The organism is Dyadobacter sp. CY327, assembly GCF_021390415.1.
GTDB classification, from domain to species: Bacteria; Bacteroidota; Bacteroidia; order Cytophagales; family Spirosomataceae; genus Dyadobacter; species Dyadobacter chenhuakuii.
In genome coordinates, this window is sequence record NZ_JAJUXJ010000001.1 from 1,352,118 (window position 1) to 1,371,032 (window position 18,915).

At 45.0% G+C, this 18,915-nt stretch carries 14 protein-coding genes; 6 read left to right on the top strand and 8 right to left on the bottom strand.

Annotated features, from left to right (window positions below; all coding sequences use genetic code 11):
- The first annotated feature begins 90 nt into the window (after nucleotides 1-90).
- Nucleotides 91-363 carry a hypothetical protein gene (locus LZG74_RS05705; RefSeq protein WP_233795626.1) on the top strand — a complete coding sequence of 91 codons (273 nt, stop codon included), beginning with the start codon at nucleotides 91-93 and terminating at the stop codon, nucleotides 361-363.
- Here LZG74_RS05705 and LZG74_RS05710 read toward each other — a convergent pair.
- From LZG74_RS05710 to LZG74_RS05720, 3 genes are all read right to left on the bottom strand, one after another.
- Nucleotides 328-828 carry an ABC transporter permease gene (locus LZG74_RS05710; RefSeq protein ID WP_233795627.1) on the bottom strand — a complete coding sequence of 167 codons (501 nt, stop codon included), beginning with the start codon at nucleotides 826-828 and terminating at the stop codon, nucleotides 328-330. The two genes, LZG74_RS05705 and LZG74_RS05710, sit on opposite strands and share 36 nt — an antisense overlap.
- A gap of 50 nt (nucleotides 829-878) precedes the next feature.
- Nucleotides 879-2,732: an ABC transporter permease gene (locus tag LZG74_RS05715; protein WP_233795628.1), complete on the bottom strand. Its 1,854-nt coding sequence runs from the start codon at nucleotides 2,730-2,732 to the stop codon at nucleotides 879-881.
- A gap of 136 nt (nucleotides 2,733-2,868) precedes the next feature.
- On the bottom strand, nucleotides 2,869-5,262 hold the full coding sequence (locus LZG74_RS05720; RefSeq protein ID WP_233795629.1) for an ABC transporter permease: 2,394 nt from the start codon (nucleotides 5,260-5,262) through the stop codon (nucleotides 2,869-2,871).
- A gap of 346 nt (nucleotides 5,263-5,608) precedes the next feature.
- Here LZG74_RS05720 and LZG74_RS05725 point away from each other — a divergent pair, with 346 nt between their 5' ends.
- From LZG74_RS05725 to LZG74_RS05735, 3 genes are all read left to right on the top strand, one after another.
- Nucleotides 5,609-6,676, top strand: coding sequence for a DUF6973 domain-containing protein (locus LZG74_RS05725; RefSeq protein WP_233795630.1), 1,068 nt, complete (start codon nucleotides 5,609-5,611; stop codon nucleotides 6,674-6,676).
- 41 nt (nucleotides 6,677-6,717) lie between these two features.
- Nucleotides 6,718-7,161, top strand: a complete 444-nt coding sequence (locus tag LZG74_RS05730; protein WP_233795631.1) for a hypothetical protein — start codon at nucleotides 6,718-6,720, stop codon at nucleotides 7,159-7,161.
- 114 nt (nucleotides 7,162-7,275) lie between these two features.
- Nucleotides 7,276-8,760, top strand: coding sequence for a glycine--tRNA ligase (locus tag LZG74_RS05735; RefSeq protein ID WP_233795632.1), 1,485 nt, complete (start codon nucleotides 7,276-7,278; stop codon nucleotides 8,758-8,760).
- Nucleotides 8,761-8,833: 73 nt separating this feature from the next.
- Here LZG74_RS05735 and LZG74_RS05740 read toward each other — a convergent pair whose 3' ends face one another.
- Complete coding sequence (locus LZG74_RS05740; RefSeq protein ID WP_233795633.1) at nucleotides 8,834-9,091, bottom strand: helix-turn-helix domain-containing protein; 258 nt, start codon at nucleotides 9,089-9,091, stop codon at nucleotides 8,834-8,836.
- A 356-nt stretch (nucleotides 9,092-9,447) separates the two neighbouring features.
- On the opposite strand from LZG74_RS05740, the gene LZG74_RS05745 reads away from it, so the two are divergent.
- Nucleotides 9,448-10,917: a nicotinate phosphoribosyltransferase gene (locus LZG74_RS05745; protein WP_233795634.1), complete on the top strand. Its 1,470-nt coding sequence runs from the start codon at nucleotides 9,448-9,450 to the stop codon at nucleotides 10,915-10,917.
- Between the two features lie 10 nt (nucleotides 10,918-10,927).
- Nucleotides 10,928-11,161: a DUF3820 family protein gene (locus LZG74_RS05750; RefSeq protein WP_026632347.1), complete on the top strand. Its 234-nt coding sequence runs from the start codon at nucleotides 10,928-10,930 to the stop codon at nucleotides 11,159-11,161.
- Between the two features lie 33 nt (nucleotides 11,162-11,194).
- Here the strand turns inward: LZG74_RS05750 and LZG74_RS05755 are convergent, their stop codons facing one another.
- The 4 genes from LZG74_RS05755 to LZG74_RS05770 all read right to left on the bottom strand — a co-directional run bounded on the left by LZG74_RS05755 (nucleotide 11,195) and on the right by LZG74_RS05770 (nucleotide 18,856).
- Nucleotides 11,195-14,005 (bottom strand): pitrilysin family protein, encoded by a 2,811-nt coding sequence (locus tag LZG74_RS05755; RefSeq protein ID WP_233795635.1) that lies wholly within the window; start codon nucleotides 14,003-14,005, stop codon nucleotides 11,195-11,197.
- 68 nt (nucleotides 14,006-14,073) lie between these two features.
- A complete protein-coding gene (locus LZG74_RS05760; RefSeq protein ID WP_233795636.1) occupies nucleotides 14,074-14,526 on the bottom strand; it encodes a hypothetical protein in 453 nt (150 codons plus the stop codon).
- Nucleotides 14,527-14,621: 95 nt separating this feature from the next.
- The gene (locus LZG74_RS05765; protein WP_233795637.1) at nucleotides 14,622-17,591 is read right to left on the bottom strand and encodes a DNA polymerase III subunit alpha; all 2,970 of its coding nucleotides are present in this window, start codon (nucleotides 17,589-17,591) and stop codon (nucleotides 14,622-14,624) included.
- 35 nt (nucleotides 17,592-17,626) lie between these two features.
- Complete coding sequence (locus LZG74_RS05770; protein WP_233795638.1) at nucleotides 17,627-18,856, bottom strand: DNA polymerase IV; 1,230 nt, start codon at nucleotides 18,854-18,856, stop codon at nucleotides 17,627-17,629.
- Nucleotides 18,857-18,915: the final 59 nt, after the last annotated feature.

The window sequence follows — 18,915 nt, forward strand, 5'->3', positions numbered from 1 at the left end:
TACCACACCATTATTAGTTTTAAGCAGGATTAAATTTGTTTCAGTAAATCGCGATATTTAGTAAATTGCATTGGTAAAATCAGGATGGAAATGGTGTCAACATCGGAACAATTTCGTGGGAGTAGCAAGCTTAATGATATGCAGATTAGCTTATTAAGGCTTTTCGAACAGGGCATTAGTGAGTCAGAGGAACTTGAAGTTAGGAAGATGTTGATGGATTATTTTGATCAGGGATTGCAAAAAGAATTGAAAGAAGTTTTAGACAAGAAAAAATACTCAACTCAGGATTATCATAAGATGCTTTCGGATGATAATCCCCAACCCGCATCACTCACTCCGCAGGCTCTTAACAGGATTCATTAATGCTGCTTTTGTGGTTTGCAGGCAGACTAGGATAATGATAATCAGACAAAATCCGGTTCCGACCAGGGCGAACGGTTCCCAGCCGACCTGGATGCGGTAGGCGTAGGTTTCCAGCCAGCGTTTCATTGTCAGGAATGCCAGGGGGAAGGAGATGAGCATGGCTAATGCCATTACTAGCAAAAATTCTTTGAGAAAAAGCATGATAATGCCTATTTCCGAGGCGCCGAGGACTTTGCGGATGCCCAGTTCGCGCGTTCGGCGGGCGACATTGAGTGAAACCATGCCGAGGACGCCGAGAAAAACAATCACTACAGAGAGAATGGTCGCTATTTGCGATGCCTTTTTGAGCTGCATTTCAGATTGATACAGTTTTTGAAGCGTGTCATCCATAAATGCATATTCGAACGGCGCATCCGGCATCAGCTCTTGCCATTTGTTTTCAATGACAGCCATGGATTCACCCAAATTAGACGGGTTGAGGCGGAATGTGAGGAAGCGGAACGCGTTTCCTTCTTTTACGTGAAAAATCCCAATGGCTTGATAACCTGATGCATAGACGCGAAATTGAAATCTGCCGAAACGCCGTCAACAGTCAGTATGCCGGGCACATTATGAACCCTTACCTGCTGGCCAACTGCGTCTTGGGGATTTGCAAAACCCAGGGCTTTCGCAGCAGTCTGGTTCAGCACGATCCGGTTGGCCTGAAATGCACCTTGTTTGGCATTAAAGAACTTTCCAGCCAGGATTTTGATCTGGTAAGTGTCGGCATATTTTTCGTCTGTGCTTACAAATTGGGTGTGAATGGCCTGTGTCGAATCCTGGCCGGACTTGTATAGCCCGGTGTGACCGCCGTTGTTTCCGTTTGGGATTTCGTAGGACAGACTCACATTACTTACTTCCTTTAATTGCGAAAGCTGGTCCCGGATGGCTTCCATTTTTGCTAACCCCTCGGGCGTCCAATCGCGGGGAACGGCAATGGAAACGAGCGATTCCTTGTTGTAACCCAGATTTTTGTTGAAAAAATAATCAACCTGTTTAGCGATGACCACTGCGCCCGCAAACACAAACAGGGCTATGACAAACTGCGACGCAACAAGCCCTTGTCGTAACAGCACATTTTCTCTGATCGATTTCAGTTTGCCCTTCATGGAGTCGATTGAAGAAATGCCTGAAAGGACAAATGCTGGGTAAATCCCTGCCATTAGGCCGATTAGGAATGCGCAAAACAATGGCATAACAAGCGAATAGGGGAACAATGCCAATGAAGAAGGCAATGGTTTTCCCAAAATATCCGAAAATGCTCCGCGCGAGATTTCGTAAAACAAGATCGAAAGAAACATGGCTAACAATGCGAGAATGATGGATTCCGCAAGAAACTGACCGACTAACTGCATTTTCTGGCTGCCCAGCACTTTTCGAACACCAATTTCTTTTAATCGAGAGGAGGATTTACCAATGGAAATATTGACGAAGTTGACAATGGCCATCAGCAAAATAAAAAGCGTCACGCCGGAAAGCGTGTAGATCATTTTCCGAACTAATCCATTGTTTGCGTCAAGATAATATTCTTTGAGAGGCGTAAGATAAATTTCCAGATTAGCCTTTGTATTTGCAGATCCGTGCGTCGCGAGGGTTTGAGCAATAGGCTTTTGAAGGTCTTTCGGCATTATGCCGTTTTGAAGCTCAATATAGGTGATCATGTATGGGAAATCCCAATTGTCTTCCGCGCCCTTTCGGCCATCCAGGCTGCTTAACGGAATAAAAATTTCCACCGGCTTCGGCAACAGATTGTTCACCGAATTATTACCAAGCGTTTTCAAAACGGCAGTAACCTGGAATTCCTGCTTACCGCCGATGAAATTGTGCAAGGTTAATGTTTCACCCAAAACATCTGTTCTGCCAAAATATTTTAACGCTTTTTCCTCGGTTATGGCCACCGAATTGCTTCGGTTCAATGCCGTTTTGGCATCGCCGTGTAACAGCGGGAAACCATACATAACAAGCAATGTTGAATCACCCGTCTGCACCTCATCACGGAAATGTTTATCGTTTTTGGAAACGGCAACTGTAATGCCATCGTAACGGTAGAAATTCGCAACCAAACCAGGGTAATCAGCTTTTAACGTTGCGCCAAGCGGACCCAGCGTCGCCATATCAATGCCCATATCCGGGTTCTTCCATTTGCTGCGGACAATGTATTGATTGTCCGCATTTCGCAAGTCGCTGTTGACCCTCATTTCGCCCCATACGTAGCTCATAATGAGGAATGTAAATGTCATCCCGACCGACAAGCCGAAGATCATTACCAGTGAATAGAACTTACGTTTGAGCAGGTTTCGCCAGGCGATTTTGAAGTAATTTTGGATCATTCCCAAAACTAGCCAAATTTTCGGGCGCTGATTTTCGCTGAGCTGCCGTTTAACTATTTTTAACGGTTTGCTGCCCAGCGGTTGCCGCCCAGCGGTTGCCGCCCAGCGGTTTGCCGCCCAGCGCTTAATCCAGATGTTATTCGCTTTTTAATGATTCAACCGGATTAACCAGCGCAGCCCGGAGCGCCTGGAAACTCACTGTGAGCAGCGCAATGACCAATGCGATAAAACCAGCCGACGCAAACACCCACCACGATAAACCAGCCTGATATTCAAAGCTTTTCAGCCATTCGTTCATGGCATAAACTGCCACAGGAATGCTGATTATGATGGCGATGATTACCAATTTTAAGAAGTCGCCCGATAGGAGCAAGACGACGTTTTGCACGCTGGCACCCAGGACTTTTCTGACGCCAATCTCCTTAGTTCTGGCTTCCGCGGCAAATGCTGCAAGTCCGAACAAACCCAGGCAAGCAATAACAACAGCCAACACTGCAAATGATAGCAAAACGCTTCCCTGCTTTTGTTCTGCCTGATATTGTCTGGAAAAATTCTCGTCGATAAAGTGAAAATCAAGCTTCGCTTCGGGATCGAAAGGCTTGTAAGCATTGCTAATGTAAGCCAGCGCTTCCTGCGTTTTTCCGCGTTGGATACGCACGTAAACATTGTCTTTGTCCGATGGCGCCGGGAGCTGGATCGCCAGCGGTTCAATTTTGTGCTGTAAAGAATAGGTGTGAAAATCGGCGACCACACCAACCACTTTTGCTTCCCTCGTTGTGCCTTTATCATCAATAAAATATCTGATCCTTTTGCCTACCGGATCATTCCAGCCTTGTTTTTTTACCAGAGCTTCATTCACCAGCAGTGCGTTGGTTTGGTCAGCCGGGGAGTTGTCATGAAAACTTCTCCCTTGCAAAAGTTTAATTTCCAATGTTTTAACAAAATCGCCATCTGCCGAAAATCGTTTGATTACCTGTGGCGAACCGGGCATTTCACCAGATTCGGTTTCTATGAACAAACCGCCGGAGCTTAACCCATTGTTCCCTAACGGATTGCTTGCAGCAGCAACGCTTTCGATAAGCGGGCTCTGGTTTAGTTTCTGCTTGATCGCGTTGATCTGGCTCCTGGTTTCTTCGCGATCGATATGAAATGTCAAAACCTGGTCCTTATTGAACCCCAGATCTTTATGATTAACATAATACAATTGTCGGTATACAATGCCGGAACAAGCGATCATGATCACGGTTACGGCAAATTGGAAAACCACCAGCGATTTACGAAACTGAGCACCGCCGATCTGGCTGCCCAACTGACCTTTTAAAGCAATAACCGGCCGAAATCCAGACAGCATAAAGGCAGGGTAAACGCCGCTGACCAGACCGATGATCACAACAAATGCCAGTGCTGTGAAAGCCGTCGACCAACCATTATCATAACTCATTGTCAACGTTTTATTCGCTAGTTCATTGAAAAAAGGTAATGTAATCATTACCAATAACGCACCGATGATCCCTGCTGAAATGGTCATCAGAAATGATTCGGTCAGGAATTGGGCAACCAATTGTGAGCGCTTCGAGCCAACCGCCTTACGGACACCCACTTCACGCACCCGTTTCATGGAGCGCGCCGTGTAAAGATTCACGTAATTAATGCAGGCAATGATGAGAATGAGCGCAGCGACGACAGAGAATATATAAATCGTCTTAATGTTTCCGTTTGCGCCGATCTCATATTCAAGGTCAGAGTGTAAGTGGATGAAAGTCAGTGGCTGTAACGACATTTTGTACTGCACATCTCCAAGCTCGCTTTTGAGATATTTTGTAAAAAATCCGTCGAGTTTATGCTCAAATTTCGCAGCGTCTACGCCATTTTTCAATAATATATAAGTGTAAAGATCCGATTGCTGCCAGCCAGAGGTGTAATTCTCAGGAAGCGAGCGCAATGCTTGAAAATTCAAATGTGAATTAGCTGGCACGTCGGCAAGCACGCCGGTAACGGTATTTGGATAATTATTTGAAAACAAAACCGTCTTCCCCAAAGCATCGGAAGCATCGCCAAACAATTTCTCTGCCAATTTTTTAGTAAGGACTATTTTTTGCGAACCCTGCAATGCTGTTTTTGGATCGCCGTAGAGCATTGGATAAGTGAAAATGCCAAAAATCGAAGGGTCTGTAAAGAAAATATTGCCAGCCTCGATCTTCTTTTCTGCAAAGGTGATCGTCCCGCCACCTTCCGTGCTGATTCTGGCCGTCTTTTCAATTTCGGGATAATCGTTTTGCAGCGCAGCAGCATACGGAGCCGAAGTAGGCGCAAATTTGAAGCCGCCGGTAGACCATTTTGCTTCGTGCGTAACCCGGTAAATGCGGTCCGCCTTCTCATGAAAACGATCATAGCTCAGCTCATCGGCAACATACAAAACCATCAGCCAAACCGCCGCCATGCCAATCGCCAGCCCAAATATATTCAGACTGCTAAACAGCCTTTGATTCCGAAAATTCCGAAGCGCGATTTTGAAGTAATTAAGGAACATGATATGAAGTTGTTATTAGTCAGGATTTGAAAAGCAATATAGTTTTAGCTTATAAAACTAATATGCCATACATGTTACTTGCTTAAAATCAATATGTTACATAATTTTTACTGTAAAAGTCTGTTCGGTTTCGGACAATAGCGCTCTGATTTCGGAAATATTTTCTTGCACCAAAAATACCGATCGGACACTCGTGCCTGCCGCCAGGTAATTGACTGAATGTCCCAAGCTATTTCTTAATAAATGTCGAATATCTTGCAGCAGAAGTCCCGCCCCCAGATTGGCGTCGGAAGGGCGGGACATGAATCATTTAAATAATATTTCACTATTTAAACAGTTACAATTTATGAAATTAAATCTGGGAAAAGCTGCCAGTTTGCTGATTTTTGGCTTCACGATTTTGTCTTGTAATGATCCCAAACTTGAACAGACGTCGGGACCAAATGCATCGGAAAAAGCCGAAACGATTGAATTCAAGGGAGAGCGCGTCATCATTCCTATCTATTTCCCAAAAGAACTTTTCGGGCAAACGCAGGAAGAATTTGATGCTTATTATGAAAAGGCGGCGCAAGGCGCTAATGTTCGCTCTTCCGGTGAGCGAGCATTGATAACCTACGAAGAACTACTCCGTATTTTAGTAACGCAAAACGCTAAATATCCCACCATCAACTCGGAGGAGGGCGTTTTGGAGAAAGATCTTGAAAGAATATACAGAGATTTTCCAGACATTGAAACGCATGCAGAAGCAAATGAAAAGCGAGCTGTTGTCTATGATTACTATCAGACACTATGCAAGCGTGATGTTGTAGCGGAGGTGATTGCGTTGGAAAACGCTAAAAATGCCAGGACTAATGGTCCATCACCGGGATCTTTGACAAAGCCTGAAAAGAATCATTTGCTGCTAAATCCTGGACTGGCTCAGCATTATATTCAAGCCGCAAAAGATGTTGAATTTTTGACTCCCAGTATATTTGGTAATAATGATGATGACAATAAAGCCAACGCCTTTAAGCATGCAACATGGAATGCATTATCAATTCGTTACATATTGAAAGGCTCCCCGGTTAGTGAAAATCAGGCGATAGATTTTACCCAAGATGGAACTTCAAAGCACGAACAGGATGATAATGGAAACCAAGTGCATACTCAAAAGGAAGCAATGGATTTGCATAACAACATGTCAGCAAGAGTATGGATGGAAAGCGAAACGAAATGGGGATTCGGGCCTTTCAGATCCATCCCAAAAAATGATGAAATTATAAATACGTTCGTCTCACGTGCAAATTCGAGCTCAAAACATACAATGACTGACATTCTCAACTTGCATGGTGGAAACGTTCAGAATACGTGGAATAATTTGTATAATAATCTTTATGGGCCATACCAGCATCTTGTAAATTTGAATTCAAATTAAGAAGAGTTGCAAAGTTTCACATTGCTTATTCTAAAACGATTATGAAATTTCAATTGTGGTTTCTGATTATGGTCGCGCTATTATCCGGATGCGGTGATAGAATAGATCCTGTGATATCAACTATTTATCTAGAAGAAGGGGATAGAGCAGCACAAAGACGACAGGCTATTCCTGAATTGTATGCGCATTATCAGAACAGCGCAAAAGACAGGGAGGCATACGAAGTAATATCAAAAAAAAATGGAAGGTTCATTATAAATTATGTGCCTGGCTTGGAGCTTTTAACATTATGTGGAGATCCTGGAAGCGGTTGGTCAAGGCAATTTGCGAATGTAAGTGACGATGTGCTTAAAATCCTTGTTAACGAAAAGGTCACATTCGATGATCTTGAAATTCATGGAAGTTTCGGCAGCAAATTGGATAGCCTGCTCATATCGAAAACACCGATATATAGAGTTAGAACAAATGGAAGCCCTTCACTTTGAACCCCTAAATTTTCCAACCTTCCTGCCGCATTGACGGCAAATTCGCTAATTTTGCCCAATTGATGATTTTAGTGGATTCAATTGTTGTTATTTATTGATTTTTAACCAAATAGAATGAACCAAGCACCTGCTACTTCTTTACAAGACATTGTTGGACATGCCAAAGAATACGGTTTTGTGTTTCCCTCTTCTGAAATATATGATGGATTGCAAGCTGTTTATGACTACGGTCAGAATGGTGTTGAGTTGAAAAATAACCTGAAAGCGGCTTGGTGGAAAGCAATGACGCAGCTGCACGACAACATTGTGGGCATTGATGCGGCTATATTTATGCATCCGCTGACCTGGAAAGCTTCCGGTCACGTGGATGGTTTTAATGATCCGATGATCGATAACAAGGATTCTAAAAAGCGTTATCGTGCGGATCAGCTGCTGGAAGGAAAAGCGGAACAGTATGAAGCGGAAGGCCAGGCTGAAAAAGGACAGGCTTTGCTGGCTGAAATGGGCCGTTTGCTGAGTGCCGAAGATCTGAACGGCGTTCGCGAACTGATCATTGCAGAAAATATCAAATGCCCGGTTTCGGGAACTGCCAACTGGACAGAAGTGCGTCAGTTTAACCTGATGTTTAGTACGCAAGTTGGCTCGGTTGCAGAGGATTCGAACCTGATTTACCTTCGTCCGGAAACGGCTCAGGGAATATTTGTCAACTTTCTGAATGTGCAGAAAAGCGGCCGGATGAAGATTCCTTTCGGGATTGCGCAAATAGGAAAAGCTTTTAGAAATGAGATCGTTGCGCGTCAGTTTACATTCCGTATGCGGGAATTTGAACAAATGGAAATGCAATTTTTCATCCGCCCTGGCACCGAAATGGCTTGGTATGAGAGCTGGAAAGAGGCTAGGATGAAGTTCCATAAAGCGATTGGCTTGCCTGCGGAAAAATTGAAATTCCACGACCATGAAAAGCTGGCGCATTATGCAAACGCGGCTGTCGACATTGAATATCAGTTCCCGTTTGGTTTCAGGGAGATGGAAGGGATCCATTCAAGAACAGATTTCGACCTGAGAAACCACCAGGAATTGTCGAAAAAGAAACAACAATATTTCGATTCGGACCTGGACGAAAATGGTAAGCCTTACGGAAACTACATTCCGTATGTGGTTGAAACTTCGGTAGGGGCGGACAGGCTTTTCCTGGCTACATTCTGCAATGCTTATACTGTTGAGACGGTTGGCGAAGGCGATAATGTGAAGGAGAGAACTTATTTGAAGCTGCATCCTGCCCTGGCACCATTCAAAGTGGCAGTGCTTCCTCTGGTTAAGAAGGACGGGTTGGCTGAAAAAGCGCAGGCGATTGCCAACTCACTGAAATCGTCTTTCCGCACCACTTATGATGACGGCGCGGCCATCGGCAAACGTTATACCCGCCAGGATCTGATCGGAACGCCATTCTGCATTGCGGTAGATTATCAAACTATGGAAGACGATACGGTAACGATCCGCCACCGCGACACAATGGAGCAGGAACGCGTTGCTATCAGCGAATTAAAAGAAAAGATTGGCTATCAGGTTGCTATCGAGCGCATTCTGGAAGCAATCTGATATTTAAGAGAAGGCATAAAAAAGGGCTGTTTCATCGCGAAACAGCCCTTTTTTGCTTTCATGCAATGCTACATCATTTCGAAGTGTGCAGCCGCACGAGATCTTCTGCGTTTGCGCTTAGCAAATTGACCGTATCAACGTCCAGAATGTGTGAGATCTGTATGAGACGTTCCAGTGTAATGCGCGTGTAGCCCAATTCAATCTTACTATATGCATTTTGTGAAATGCCCAGTTTCATCGCCAGATACTCCTGTGTGTAATTCCTGTACTCCCTGATCTTCCTGATATTCAATGCAACAGCCCGGATCCGCGTGTCAATTGATTCGTTCATAAATCTTGTTTTAGTGAACAAAAACCTCCTTTGTCCAGAGACATACGATTTATAAGGGTTCAAAAGATCATTTTTCAGACCAGTCGGAAGAATTGAGGCACTTAACGTTTATGGGTAATGTCACACTTGAAATAGGAAATGTTAAATTTAAAAAGCTGATTATCAACGACACAGAATCGTTTTTATTTAAATCAAAGCGATTGGTAAAACCGCAGGCACGTTATTGAAAATTTATGAAAAAAATGTGATATGGCTGACAGGCTGGTCAACTCCTTACTCCGCTTACAGACAAATGGCTTATTGATGTGTCAATTAATTTTATTAATTAGGCCCTTCATATTGTGTCAAAATGCGGGATGATTAATCAATTATACAACACTTCACTAAGCTTACTCACTGATCTGTATCAACTTACAATGGCTTATGGCTATTGGAAAGCGGGAAAGGCGGAGCAGGAAGCGGTTTTCAATCTTTATTTCAGAAAACATCCGTTTCAGGGCGGCTTCACCATTGCCTGTGGGCTCAGCAGCGTTGTTGATTATCTGAGCGAATACCAATTTAGCGAGGAGGATCTTGCCTACGTCGGCTCCATTACAGGAAATGACGGCGAAAAACTGTTTGAGCCGGGTTTTTTGGATTATCTCAAAAACATTGAATTCGCATGCAGCATCGATGCAATACCCGAAGGAACCGCTGTCTTCCCGAATGAGCCACTTTTACGCATCCAGGGGCCAATTTTACAATGTCAGTTGCTGGAAACGCCTCTTTTAAATCTCATAAATTTCCAATCGCTCATCGCCACAAAAGCTGCCAGGATGCGCCTGGTTGCCAAGGACGATACACTGCTTGAATTTGGTTTGCGACGAGCGCAAGGTCCTGACGGTGGCGTAACGGCAAGCCGGGCCGCCTACATTGGTGGTTTTGATGCAACGTCGAATGTCCTGGCCGGTAAACTGTACGACATTCCTGTAAAGGGCACCCACGCGCACAGCTGGGTTATGTCGTTTGACAGTGAATTGGAGTCTTTTGAAACGTATGCACAATATATGCCCAATAATGTAACGCTGCTCGTGGACACCTACGACTCACTCAATGGTGTTCGGCATGCGATCAAAGTGGGTAATCAGCTTCGCGAGCGTGGGTATGACTTGGGCGGGATCCGGCTTGATTCGGGCGATTTGGCTTATTTGAGCATCGAAGCGCGGAAGCTCCTCGATGATGCAGGGTTTGAAAAAACCAACATTGTGGCCAGCAATGATCTTGACGAGCACATTATGGACAGTTTGAAGATCCAGGGTGCAAAGATCAATGTTTGGGGAATAGGCACAAAACTCGTGACGGCCTATGATCAGCCTGCATTGGGCGGTGTATACAAGCTTGCTGCAATCCGTTCGGAATCAGGTGAATGGGATTATAAATTAAAACTTTCAGAACAGGCTATCAAGGTTTCTACGCCTGGCATCCAGCAGGTGCGCCGTTTCAAGGATACCAAAGGATTTGTGTCCGACATGATTTTTAACATTGAAACACCGTCAACCGGCAAAGCGACCATGGTGGATCCTTATGATTTTACCAGAAACCGGTCATTTTCAGAAAGCACATTTTTTGAAGACTTGCTGGTGCCGATTTTTGTTAAAGGTTATCTGGTTTATAAAATGCCTTCTGTTCATGAAACGAGAGACCGCGTTCAGGAACAGCTTTCCAACTTTCACAAAGGCATTAAGCGATTTGTGAACCCGCACACTTATCCTGTCGGTTTGGAAAAAGGTCTTTTTGATATGAAAACAAGCCTTATTCTGAAACTTCGCGCAGCAAACGAATCTTAAAATATTGTTTATGGAAGAAATGCAAGTGCCCGATCCGGCCATTTTGAAGGAGCTCTTGAAATACAAAATGCCTTTCGGGAAATACAAGGATACATTGATTGCCGATCTGCCGGTTTCATATCTGGAATGGTTTCAGCGGCAGGGATTTCCGGCGGGTAAGCTCGGAATGTTGCTCAGCACCATGTATGAAATCCAGATTAATGGGCTGGGGGAGCTGCTTTACCGACTGAGGAAGATGCAGTAAGTTCTGCATCTTCCTTCATGTCAGATTATTGGGTTACTTCTTTTCAGGCATTAGCACAACCTTGATGAAGTTTTCGTCATTGAAATACTTTTCAGCCGCGGCTTTGGTGCTGGCAACGGTGATGGATTTCAATAATTTGTCCTGCATGAAAATCTCGTTCAGGTCGTCGCCCAGGAATGTGTTATCATCCAGGTAATCCAGCCAGAAGTTGTTGGTTTTCAATGCAGTTTCCGTTTTACGTTGTGTTTCCGCTACAAACTTTTCAATGTCTTTTGGATCTGCACCGTTCTGCTTCACCTTGTTCACTTCCTCTCTCGCGCGTTTCACAAGCTTATCCACATTCTCAGGCGCGCATCCAAAACCAATGCTGAACCGGTAATGTCCTGAGGGAAATTTGTCAGTGCTTTCTGAAACACTTACGCCGTAGACGCCACTTTCTTCTTCGCGTAATGCCTCTATGAGCTTGATTTGCAGCACTTCCTGCAATGCTTCGATCTGCATATTGTTTTCAGGGCTATATTCAAATTCACCACTTGAAATCAGTGTAACGCGGCTTTTAGGCTCTAAACCCTTGTAGATTGTTTTGTCAATAGTCCCTTTCGGAGGGAAAATGTTGGGGTGTTTAAATGTATCATCACGATCGGTTGAAGGCAGCCCGCCAATGTATTTTTCGAGCAGCGGCTTAATTTCTTCCGGCTTGAATGCACCTACGAACGTAAACACGAAATCGGATGCATCTGCAAAGCGGTCTTTGTACATTTCCACCGCACGATCCAAATTAACCTTATCAATGCTTTCCGGTTTCAATGGTCTGCGTTTCGGGTCATAGCTGGTCAGGACGCCATTCAGGGAATCGGAATAGACTTTCTCAGGCGTTAGCGTTTTTTGCATGTTTTCGAGATAGGCCTTTTGGTTCGCCAAGATCCCGGTTACCACGTCTGCATCTTTCCTGGGTGCTGTGAAGTAGGCGTATATCAGCTGCAATGTCGTTTCCAGGTCTTTCGGATTAGTGCTGCCGCCCATTCCCTCGGTCAGCTCGCTCAGGTAAGGCCCGGCACTGGCCGTTTTTCCAGCCAGGAATTTTTGAAGTTGCGTTTGGTTATAAGGCCCTACACCGCCGGATTGAACCAGATAACTGGCGAAAATACCCGTTTCACGTTCTTCCGGAAATTGCGAATAGCCCCCTTTTCCTGTTGCTTTGATCAGGATTTCATCATTTTTAAAATCTGTCGGTTTCAGCAAAACCTTTACACCGTTTGACAATGTAAGCTCGGTAACGCCCAATTTATCCAATTGTTTTTCGCTGGTCACCTTCCCGGGTTTTGGTTCGGCAGGCAAGAGGGGAGAGTCAACAACGTCATCCACATAGGCAGTTACATCTTTGCCTGCTTCAAGTAACAGCTTCCGGATTTCGGCTTCCTTAGGCAGTTCGTCTTTACTCTTTTCGGGCCCCATGACCACTACGGCCCTGTTTTTGTCTGTTATGTATTTTTTGGCAAGCGCATTGATTTCCGCCAGTGAGACGCCTTCCAAATGTTTTTTTACAAATTCAAAATAAGCCTCTGCGCTCATATAAGGCTCCTCGTGAAGGAAATGGTCCAGATATTCCTGAACATGATTTGCCGACTTAGTCTTATCCCGTTCTTTATAATACTGCTCAATGGAGTTGTAAAAATCTTTTTTTGCGCGATCCAATTCCGGCTGTGTGAAGCCAAATTTCTGCACACGTGCATTTTCTTCAAGTAATGCGGTCAAAGCAGTTTTCATCGAAGCGGCATCTTTGGCCAATGCTATCGAAGTATAAGAATCCAGGTCACCCAGGAAGTCGCCATACTGGCTGTCTCCGTACAGAAAAGGTGGATTCGCTTTTTGGGTAAGCTCCTGCATGCGCTGCGCCATCATTGAATTATACAATCCCTGCGCGAAGTTGTCCCGTACATTTTTCAATGTTTTCTCTTTGCTGTTGGGCTGCTTGTAAATAAGCTGAATCAGATTCTGCGGATATTCCGGATCTGTCACGATGGCCACCTGTGTTGATCCATCCAGTGGGATGGTATATTTTGTCCGCTTCTTAGCATTGACAGGCGCAGGCATTGAACCGAATTTCTGCTTGATCGTAGCTTCCACTTTATCCACATCAAAATCACCGACAGCTATAACGGCCATCAGGTCAGGGCGATACCAATCCTTGTAAAATGCTGTAATTGTCTCCGGTTTGAAGCTTTTAAGAATGCTGTCTTTTCCAATCGGCAGCCGCTCTGCATAGCGCGAATTATTAAGGATTACTTTCAGGAATTTATCCCGCATACGCTGTTGCGCACCGCGTCCCATTCTCGACTCTTCCAGCACAACGCCGCGCTCTTTTTCAATTTCGGCAGGATCCAGCAAGGCGCCGTGCGCCCAATCTTCCAGCACTTGAAGGCCTTTGTCCAGCAATCCGGCCGAATCAGTAGGAATAGGCAGCATATAAACAGTTTCGTCGAAACCCGTATAAGCATTCAAATCCGCCCCGAAGCGCACACCGGTCTTTTGAAGGAAGTTAACCAGTTCATTTTTAGGGAAATTGGTCGTGCCATTGAAGTTCATATGCTCCATGAAATGCGCCAATCCTTGTTGGGCATCCGTTTCGAGGACCGATCCTGCCTTTACAGCAAGACGTAATTCTGCACGATTTTTAGGCTCAGCATTCTTTCTGATATAGTAAGTCAGGCCGTTTTTAAGTTTCCCTGTCCGCACACCCGGATCAAGCGGGACTTTTTGGGTTGAAAGATCCTGGGCAAAAGAAATAGTCAGCGGGCCGATTCCAAACCCCGCGATATATAAAGCGATCAGCGCCTTTTTCATTGTTTTTATTTTAATTAATGCACTCAGAAGAGCGAAAGATATTTAAAAAACTTGCGACTTTTTCGAAATCAGCGACACTTAGCATTTCTAAACGTCAGGCCATTGGTGAAATCCAACTTAGATCTGTCGCTGAACCTCATGCCGCCGTCTTTTTCATCCACCGGCCCGAATCCTTCGACCCAGTTGCCATCCATTTTTAGAAACACCACTTCACGTGTGGATTCTACGCCTTCCGACATGAATTGATAATCGGCTCGCAATGTGTCACCATTGATTTTGCCCTCAATTTTGCCCCGGTTTTTATCTTTTTCAAACAGACTATATTCCAATTCCCCTGTCACAATGTTGTCAGCTTTCATTTCAATATGCAGGAAGGCAGAGTCCTTGTCGGTTGTGTAAGCGTAACATTCAGAAACAGGCTGAGCAGTGTTTTCTGTCGCTGAGGAGGATTCAGATTCTTTCTTTGTACATGCCGCAAAAATGCAGGCAAGCGCAAGTATAAGATGGATTCGCTTTGTCATAATCGTTTTGTATAGAAATATTAAGATGAGTCAAGGTACTGCTTTAACCAGCGAAAGCCGGATGAAAACGTAATAAAATTTCCCTTTCTATAACCTTAACGCGTTGCGGAGTCCATCCTTGTAATTTCAATCACTTCGATCGTTAAAAAACCAAATTCTTCTGTGACTACGCCACGGATTTTATAAACACCTTTTACAGAAAAATTAAACTTCGCTGCGACCTGTGGAAAATGCACCGTATCAATGAAATGCCCTTCCTGATCCAGAAAAGTGCCGAATTGCATGGTTTCACCCCTCGCCGTCCGTGTGTTTTTAACTGCTACGAGATACCCATATTGCACCACTTCGCGATTAACGTAAGCATGGAGGTCTTTGCTCATGACGCTTTTCGGCAGCGCATTTTTCAAAAGATCGAAAGGGCTGCATAATGCAAAACCCAGTAATTCTATCTGGTCATATGCATCGTCAATCGGCGAAGAGTGGAAGGTTGGGAGCTGATAATCTTTCACTTCCGTATGAAACAACTGCTTCTGCGGGACTTTTGCCGGTGTTTTACTGAGCCGGAAATGCGCTTTCCAAAGCAATGTTTTTTTGTTAATTCCCGTAAATCTGAATGCGTCAATGCGAATCAGGATTGTCAATTGCTCGATTGAAATGGCCACGCGATCAATGAAATTATTCAAGGATGTGTACACGCCATCCTGCTCGCGCGCCGACACAATTTTCAGGATCGTTTTTTCTTCAATTTCATTCAAAAACTGCAATCCCAGATAAATGTCCTTTCCCTTGATCACGGCTTGCGCATTGCTGTTGTTCACGCAAGGCGCCATGATGGTTGCGCCCATCATGCGAGCCTCGTGGAGATATAATTCCGGTGCGTAAAAGCCTCCGCCGTTATTCAGCACGGCGACCATATATTCCAATGGATAATAGGCTTTCAGGAAAAGGGTTTGGTAACTTTCCACTGCATAGGACGCAGAATGTCCCTTCGCAAATGCGTAGCCGGCAAAACTGGCGATCTGATTCCAGATTTCCTGTGTCGTTTGCGGGGCATAGCCCATATCCGAGCAGTTTTTGAAATACTTTTTCTTCACACGCTCAAACTCATCGCGCCCGCGAAATTTGCCGCTCATTCCACGCCTGATCACATCGGCTTCGCCCAATGTAAGCTTGGCAAAATAGTGCGCAACCTTGATCACATCTTCCTGATAAACCATAATGCCGTACGTTTCGGGCATTAATTTTAATAGTTCAGGATGTGCTTCCTGGATTTTTTCAGGATTTTGATGCCGCAAAATGTATTCGCGCATCATGCCGCTTTTCGCCACGCCAGGCCTGATAATGGAGCTTGCCGCCACCAGACCGAGATAGTTATCCACTTCCAGCTTACGTAAAAGCATGCGCATAGCAGGCGATTCCACATAAAAGCAACCAATGCATTGCGCCTGCTTGATGAGCTCGTTGATTTTTGGGTCAGTCTTGAATTTTTTGACATCGTCGATGTCAATAGGCTGCTCCCCAGGGCGATTGTATCGGATCACCTCCAAAGTTTCCTTGATCTTCGCCAACCCGCGCTGCGCAAGAATGTCATACTTGTTCAGTCCCACATCTTCCGCAATCACCATGTCGAATTGCGTGGTAGGGAAGCCTTTGGGTGGCACATCGGTTGCGGTAAAATAATGGATAGGCCTTTCCGAAATGAGGATTCCGCCCGCGTGAATGCTCAAATGGTTCGGCTGATTATTATCCTGCAAATAACCCGCATACTTAATGACCAGCCCCGAAATCTGGTCCAGTTTTTTAGGGTCAAATTTTCCATTGCTCAGCGCATCGATCTCATAAGCAGGCAAACCGAAAACTTTGCCTAACTCACGAACGGCCGCACTGTGCTGGAATGTGCTATAAGTCGCCAGCAACGATGTCTGCCCATTTTTCCCAAAAGTGTCGAAAATGTATTGTGTCACATCCTCGCGGTCGCGCCACGAAAAGTCTATGTCGAAATCGGGCGGATTTTTACGGTGGAGGTTGATGAAACGTTCAAAATAAAGGTCCAACTCTATCGGGTCAACATTCGTAATGTTTAGCAGATAAGCCACAATGCTGTTCGCGCCGCTTCCGCGACCTACATAATAATAACCTTTCCGTCGCGCATAGCTGACAATGTCATGGTTAACCAGGAAAAACGGCACGAAATTCTGCTTCTGGATCAGATCGAGTTCCATAGCGATCCGGTCAAAAATCTCGTCCGTTACATGCGCACCGTATCGATAGCCCAGTGCCTGATAACTGAGTGACGTCAATTTTTGGTAATCGTCTTTTGCGCTTTCACCATAAACCCGCAGATTCTGATGCTCCCGGTCATCACCGAAATTGAAATGAATGCTGCATTCCTCCATCAGTTTTTCGGTGTTATGGATAATGAAATCAAGATCTTTTTCCTTGAAGTGATATTCCAAAACCTTCAACGGCATGATTTGCTCGGATTCTTCGCCCGTTTCCGCAGGTGAAAGCTTGCTTAGCAATGTGTTTTCATCGATCGACCGCAATAGCCTGTGCATGTTGAAATCGCGCTTGTTGCGAAAACTCAGCGGCTGCATAACCACAAACTTTTCCTTATGTTTATATAATGGTGAAAAGCGTATTCTGTTCAAGTCTTTTTGCGCAATGCCAATGAACTCATTGGGTAGCAACGTTTCTTTTTTGGTAGCAAATAGTTTTTGAAAAGGATAAATGAACACCGCATTTTCCAGCTCCGGTGCTTCATCCGGGAATGCTTCTTTCAATAGAGAATGTTTTGACAGGAAAGCATTCAGCTCCTGAAACCCGGCGTTATTTTTAGCTAACCCTACATATTGCTGCTGCATTCCATTGCGAAAATCAATTCCTACGATTGGTTTAATATCATATTTCGGCGCCATCCTGATGAAGTTCAGGCAGCCGGATGTGTTATTAATATCGGTCAGTGCAATACAGCCATAACCGTTTTCCCTGCTTATTTGAAGCAATTCCTGTTCCGGAATAGTCCCAAAACGAAGGCTGAAATAAGAGTGACAGTTGAGTAGCATGGTATTTTGGAAATAAACTTATTCGTCGAGTAAATTCACGCATTCCGATGTGCGGGGATGATGGGCGGGTCGCCGTTGAAGGGGTTTCCCATGCTGGAAATGTTAGGGATGCCGATGGTGGTGCCCCAGCTTAGAATCGCGTTTCCGCGCTTGTCGGTGCCGTATCTGTTCCGGATATAATCCATGGCCTGATAAAGATTTAACTTCTCCTCGGAGTCGTCGAACATGTTGATCTGATGACTGCCGGAAACAAGATCACTGAAATTGACCCCTACAAGCCGCACCATCATTCGACGATTATGCAGCAAATCGAATAACCTTTCAATCTGAGGGATCAATGTATGGTCGGCAGATGTGTAAGGAATCTTCACTTGTTTGGAAACCGTATTAAAATCCGAATACCGGATCTTAACAGAAATGCAGGAAGTGAGCTTGTTGCCATTCCGAAGCTGGTAAGCCAGATTTTCACCCATCGCACGCAGCATTTCCCGCATTCGCTTCACGTCGCCGGTGTCTTTACCGAAAGTCCGCTCATTCGAGATAGATTTGCGCTCATGAAACGGGATGATAGGAGAATTGTCAAGCCCATTTGCGCGGTTCCAGAGCAGAATGCCGTTTTTACCCAATATTTCACCCATCATTTCCACCGGCATTTCCTGTATCGTTTTCACATACTTGACACCCATGTCGTAGAGGATCTTGTTCGTCTTGTCCCCGACCATCGGAATCTTTTGCACGTGCATGGGCGCCAGAAAGCTTTTTTCTGTTCCTGCGTCGATCTTCTTGTGATTGTCCGGTTTTGCCTCGCCGGTCGCGACTTTAGACACAACTTTACTGGTCGAAAGGCCGCAGGAAATAGGAAGGCCGCTCTCACGTTTGATGCGCTCTCTCAGGTTAGTAGCAAGCTGATAAGTGCCGAAAAACTTGTCCATCCCGGACAAGTCGGCATAAAATTCATCAATGCTGGCTTTTTCGAAAACGGGTACCGTGTCCGCAATGATCTCCGACACAAGTTTCGACTCTTTGGAATAAATCCCGGCTTCGCCGCGAATGATCGTCGCCTCCGGGCAAAGCATACGCGCCATCTTCATGGACATGCCGGAATGCACGCCAAACGGTCGGGTTTCATAACTGCATGCCGCTACTACACCCCGGTCCCCGGTGCCGCCAACGAGCACGGGGCGGTTGTTAAGACGGCTGTCGTGCTTTCGCTCCACCGACACAAAGAATGTGTCCAGATCCAGATGTAGTATCGTACGGTCCATTGCGTTTGGAATTTTTACAAAAATATGGATTATTTCCAAATATATGGAGCATATCCAAA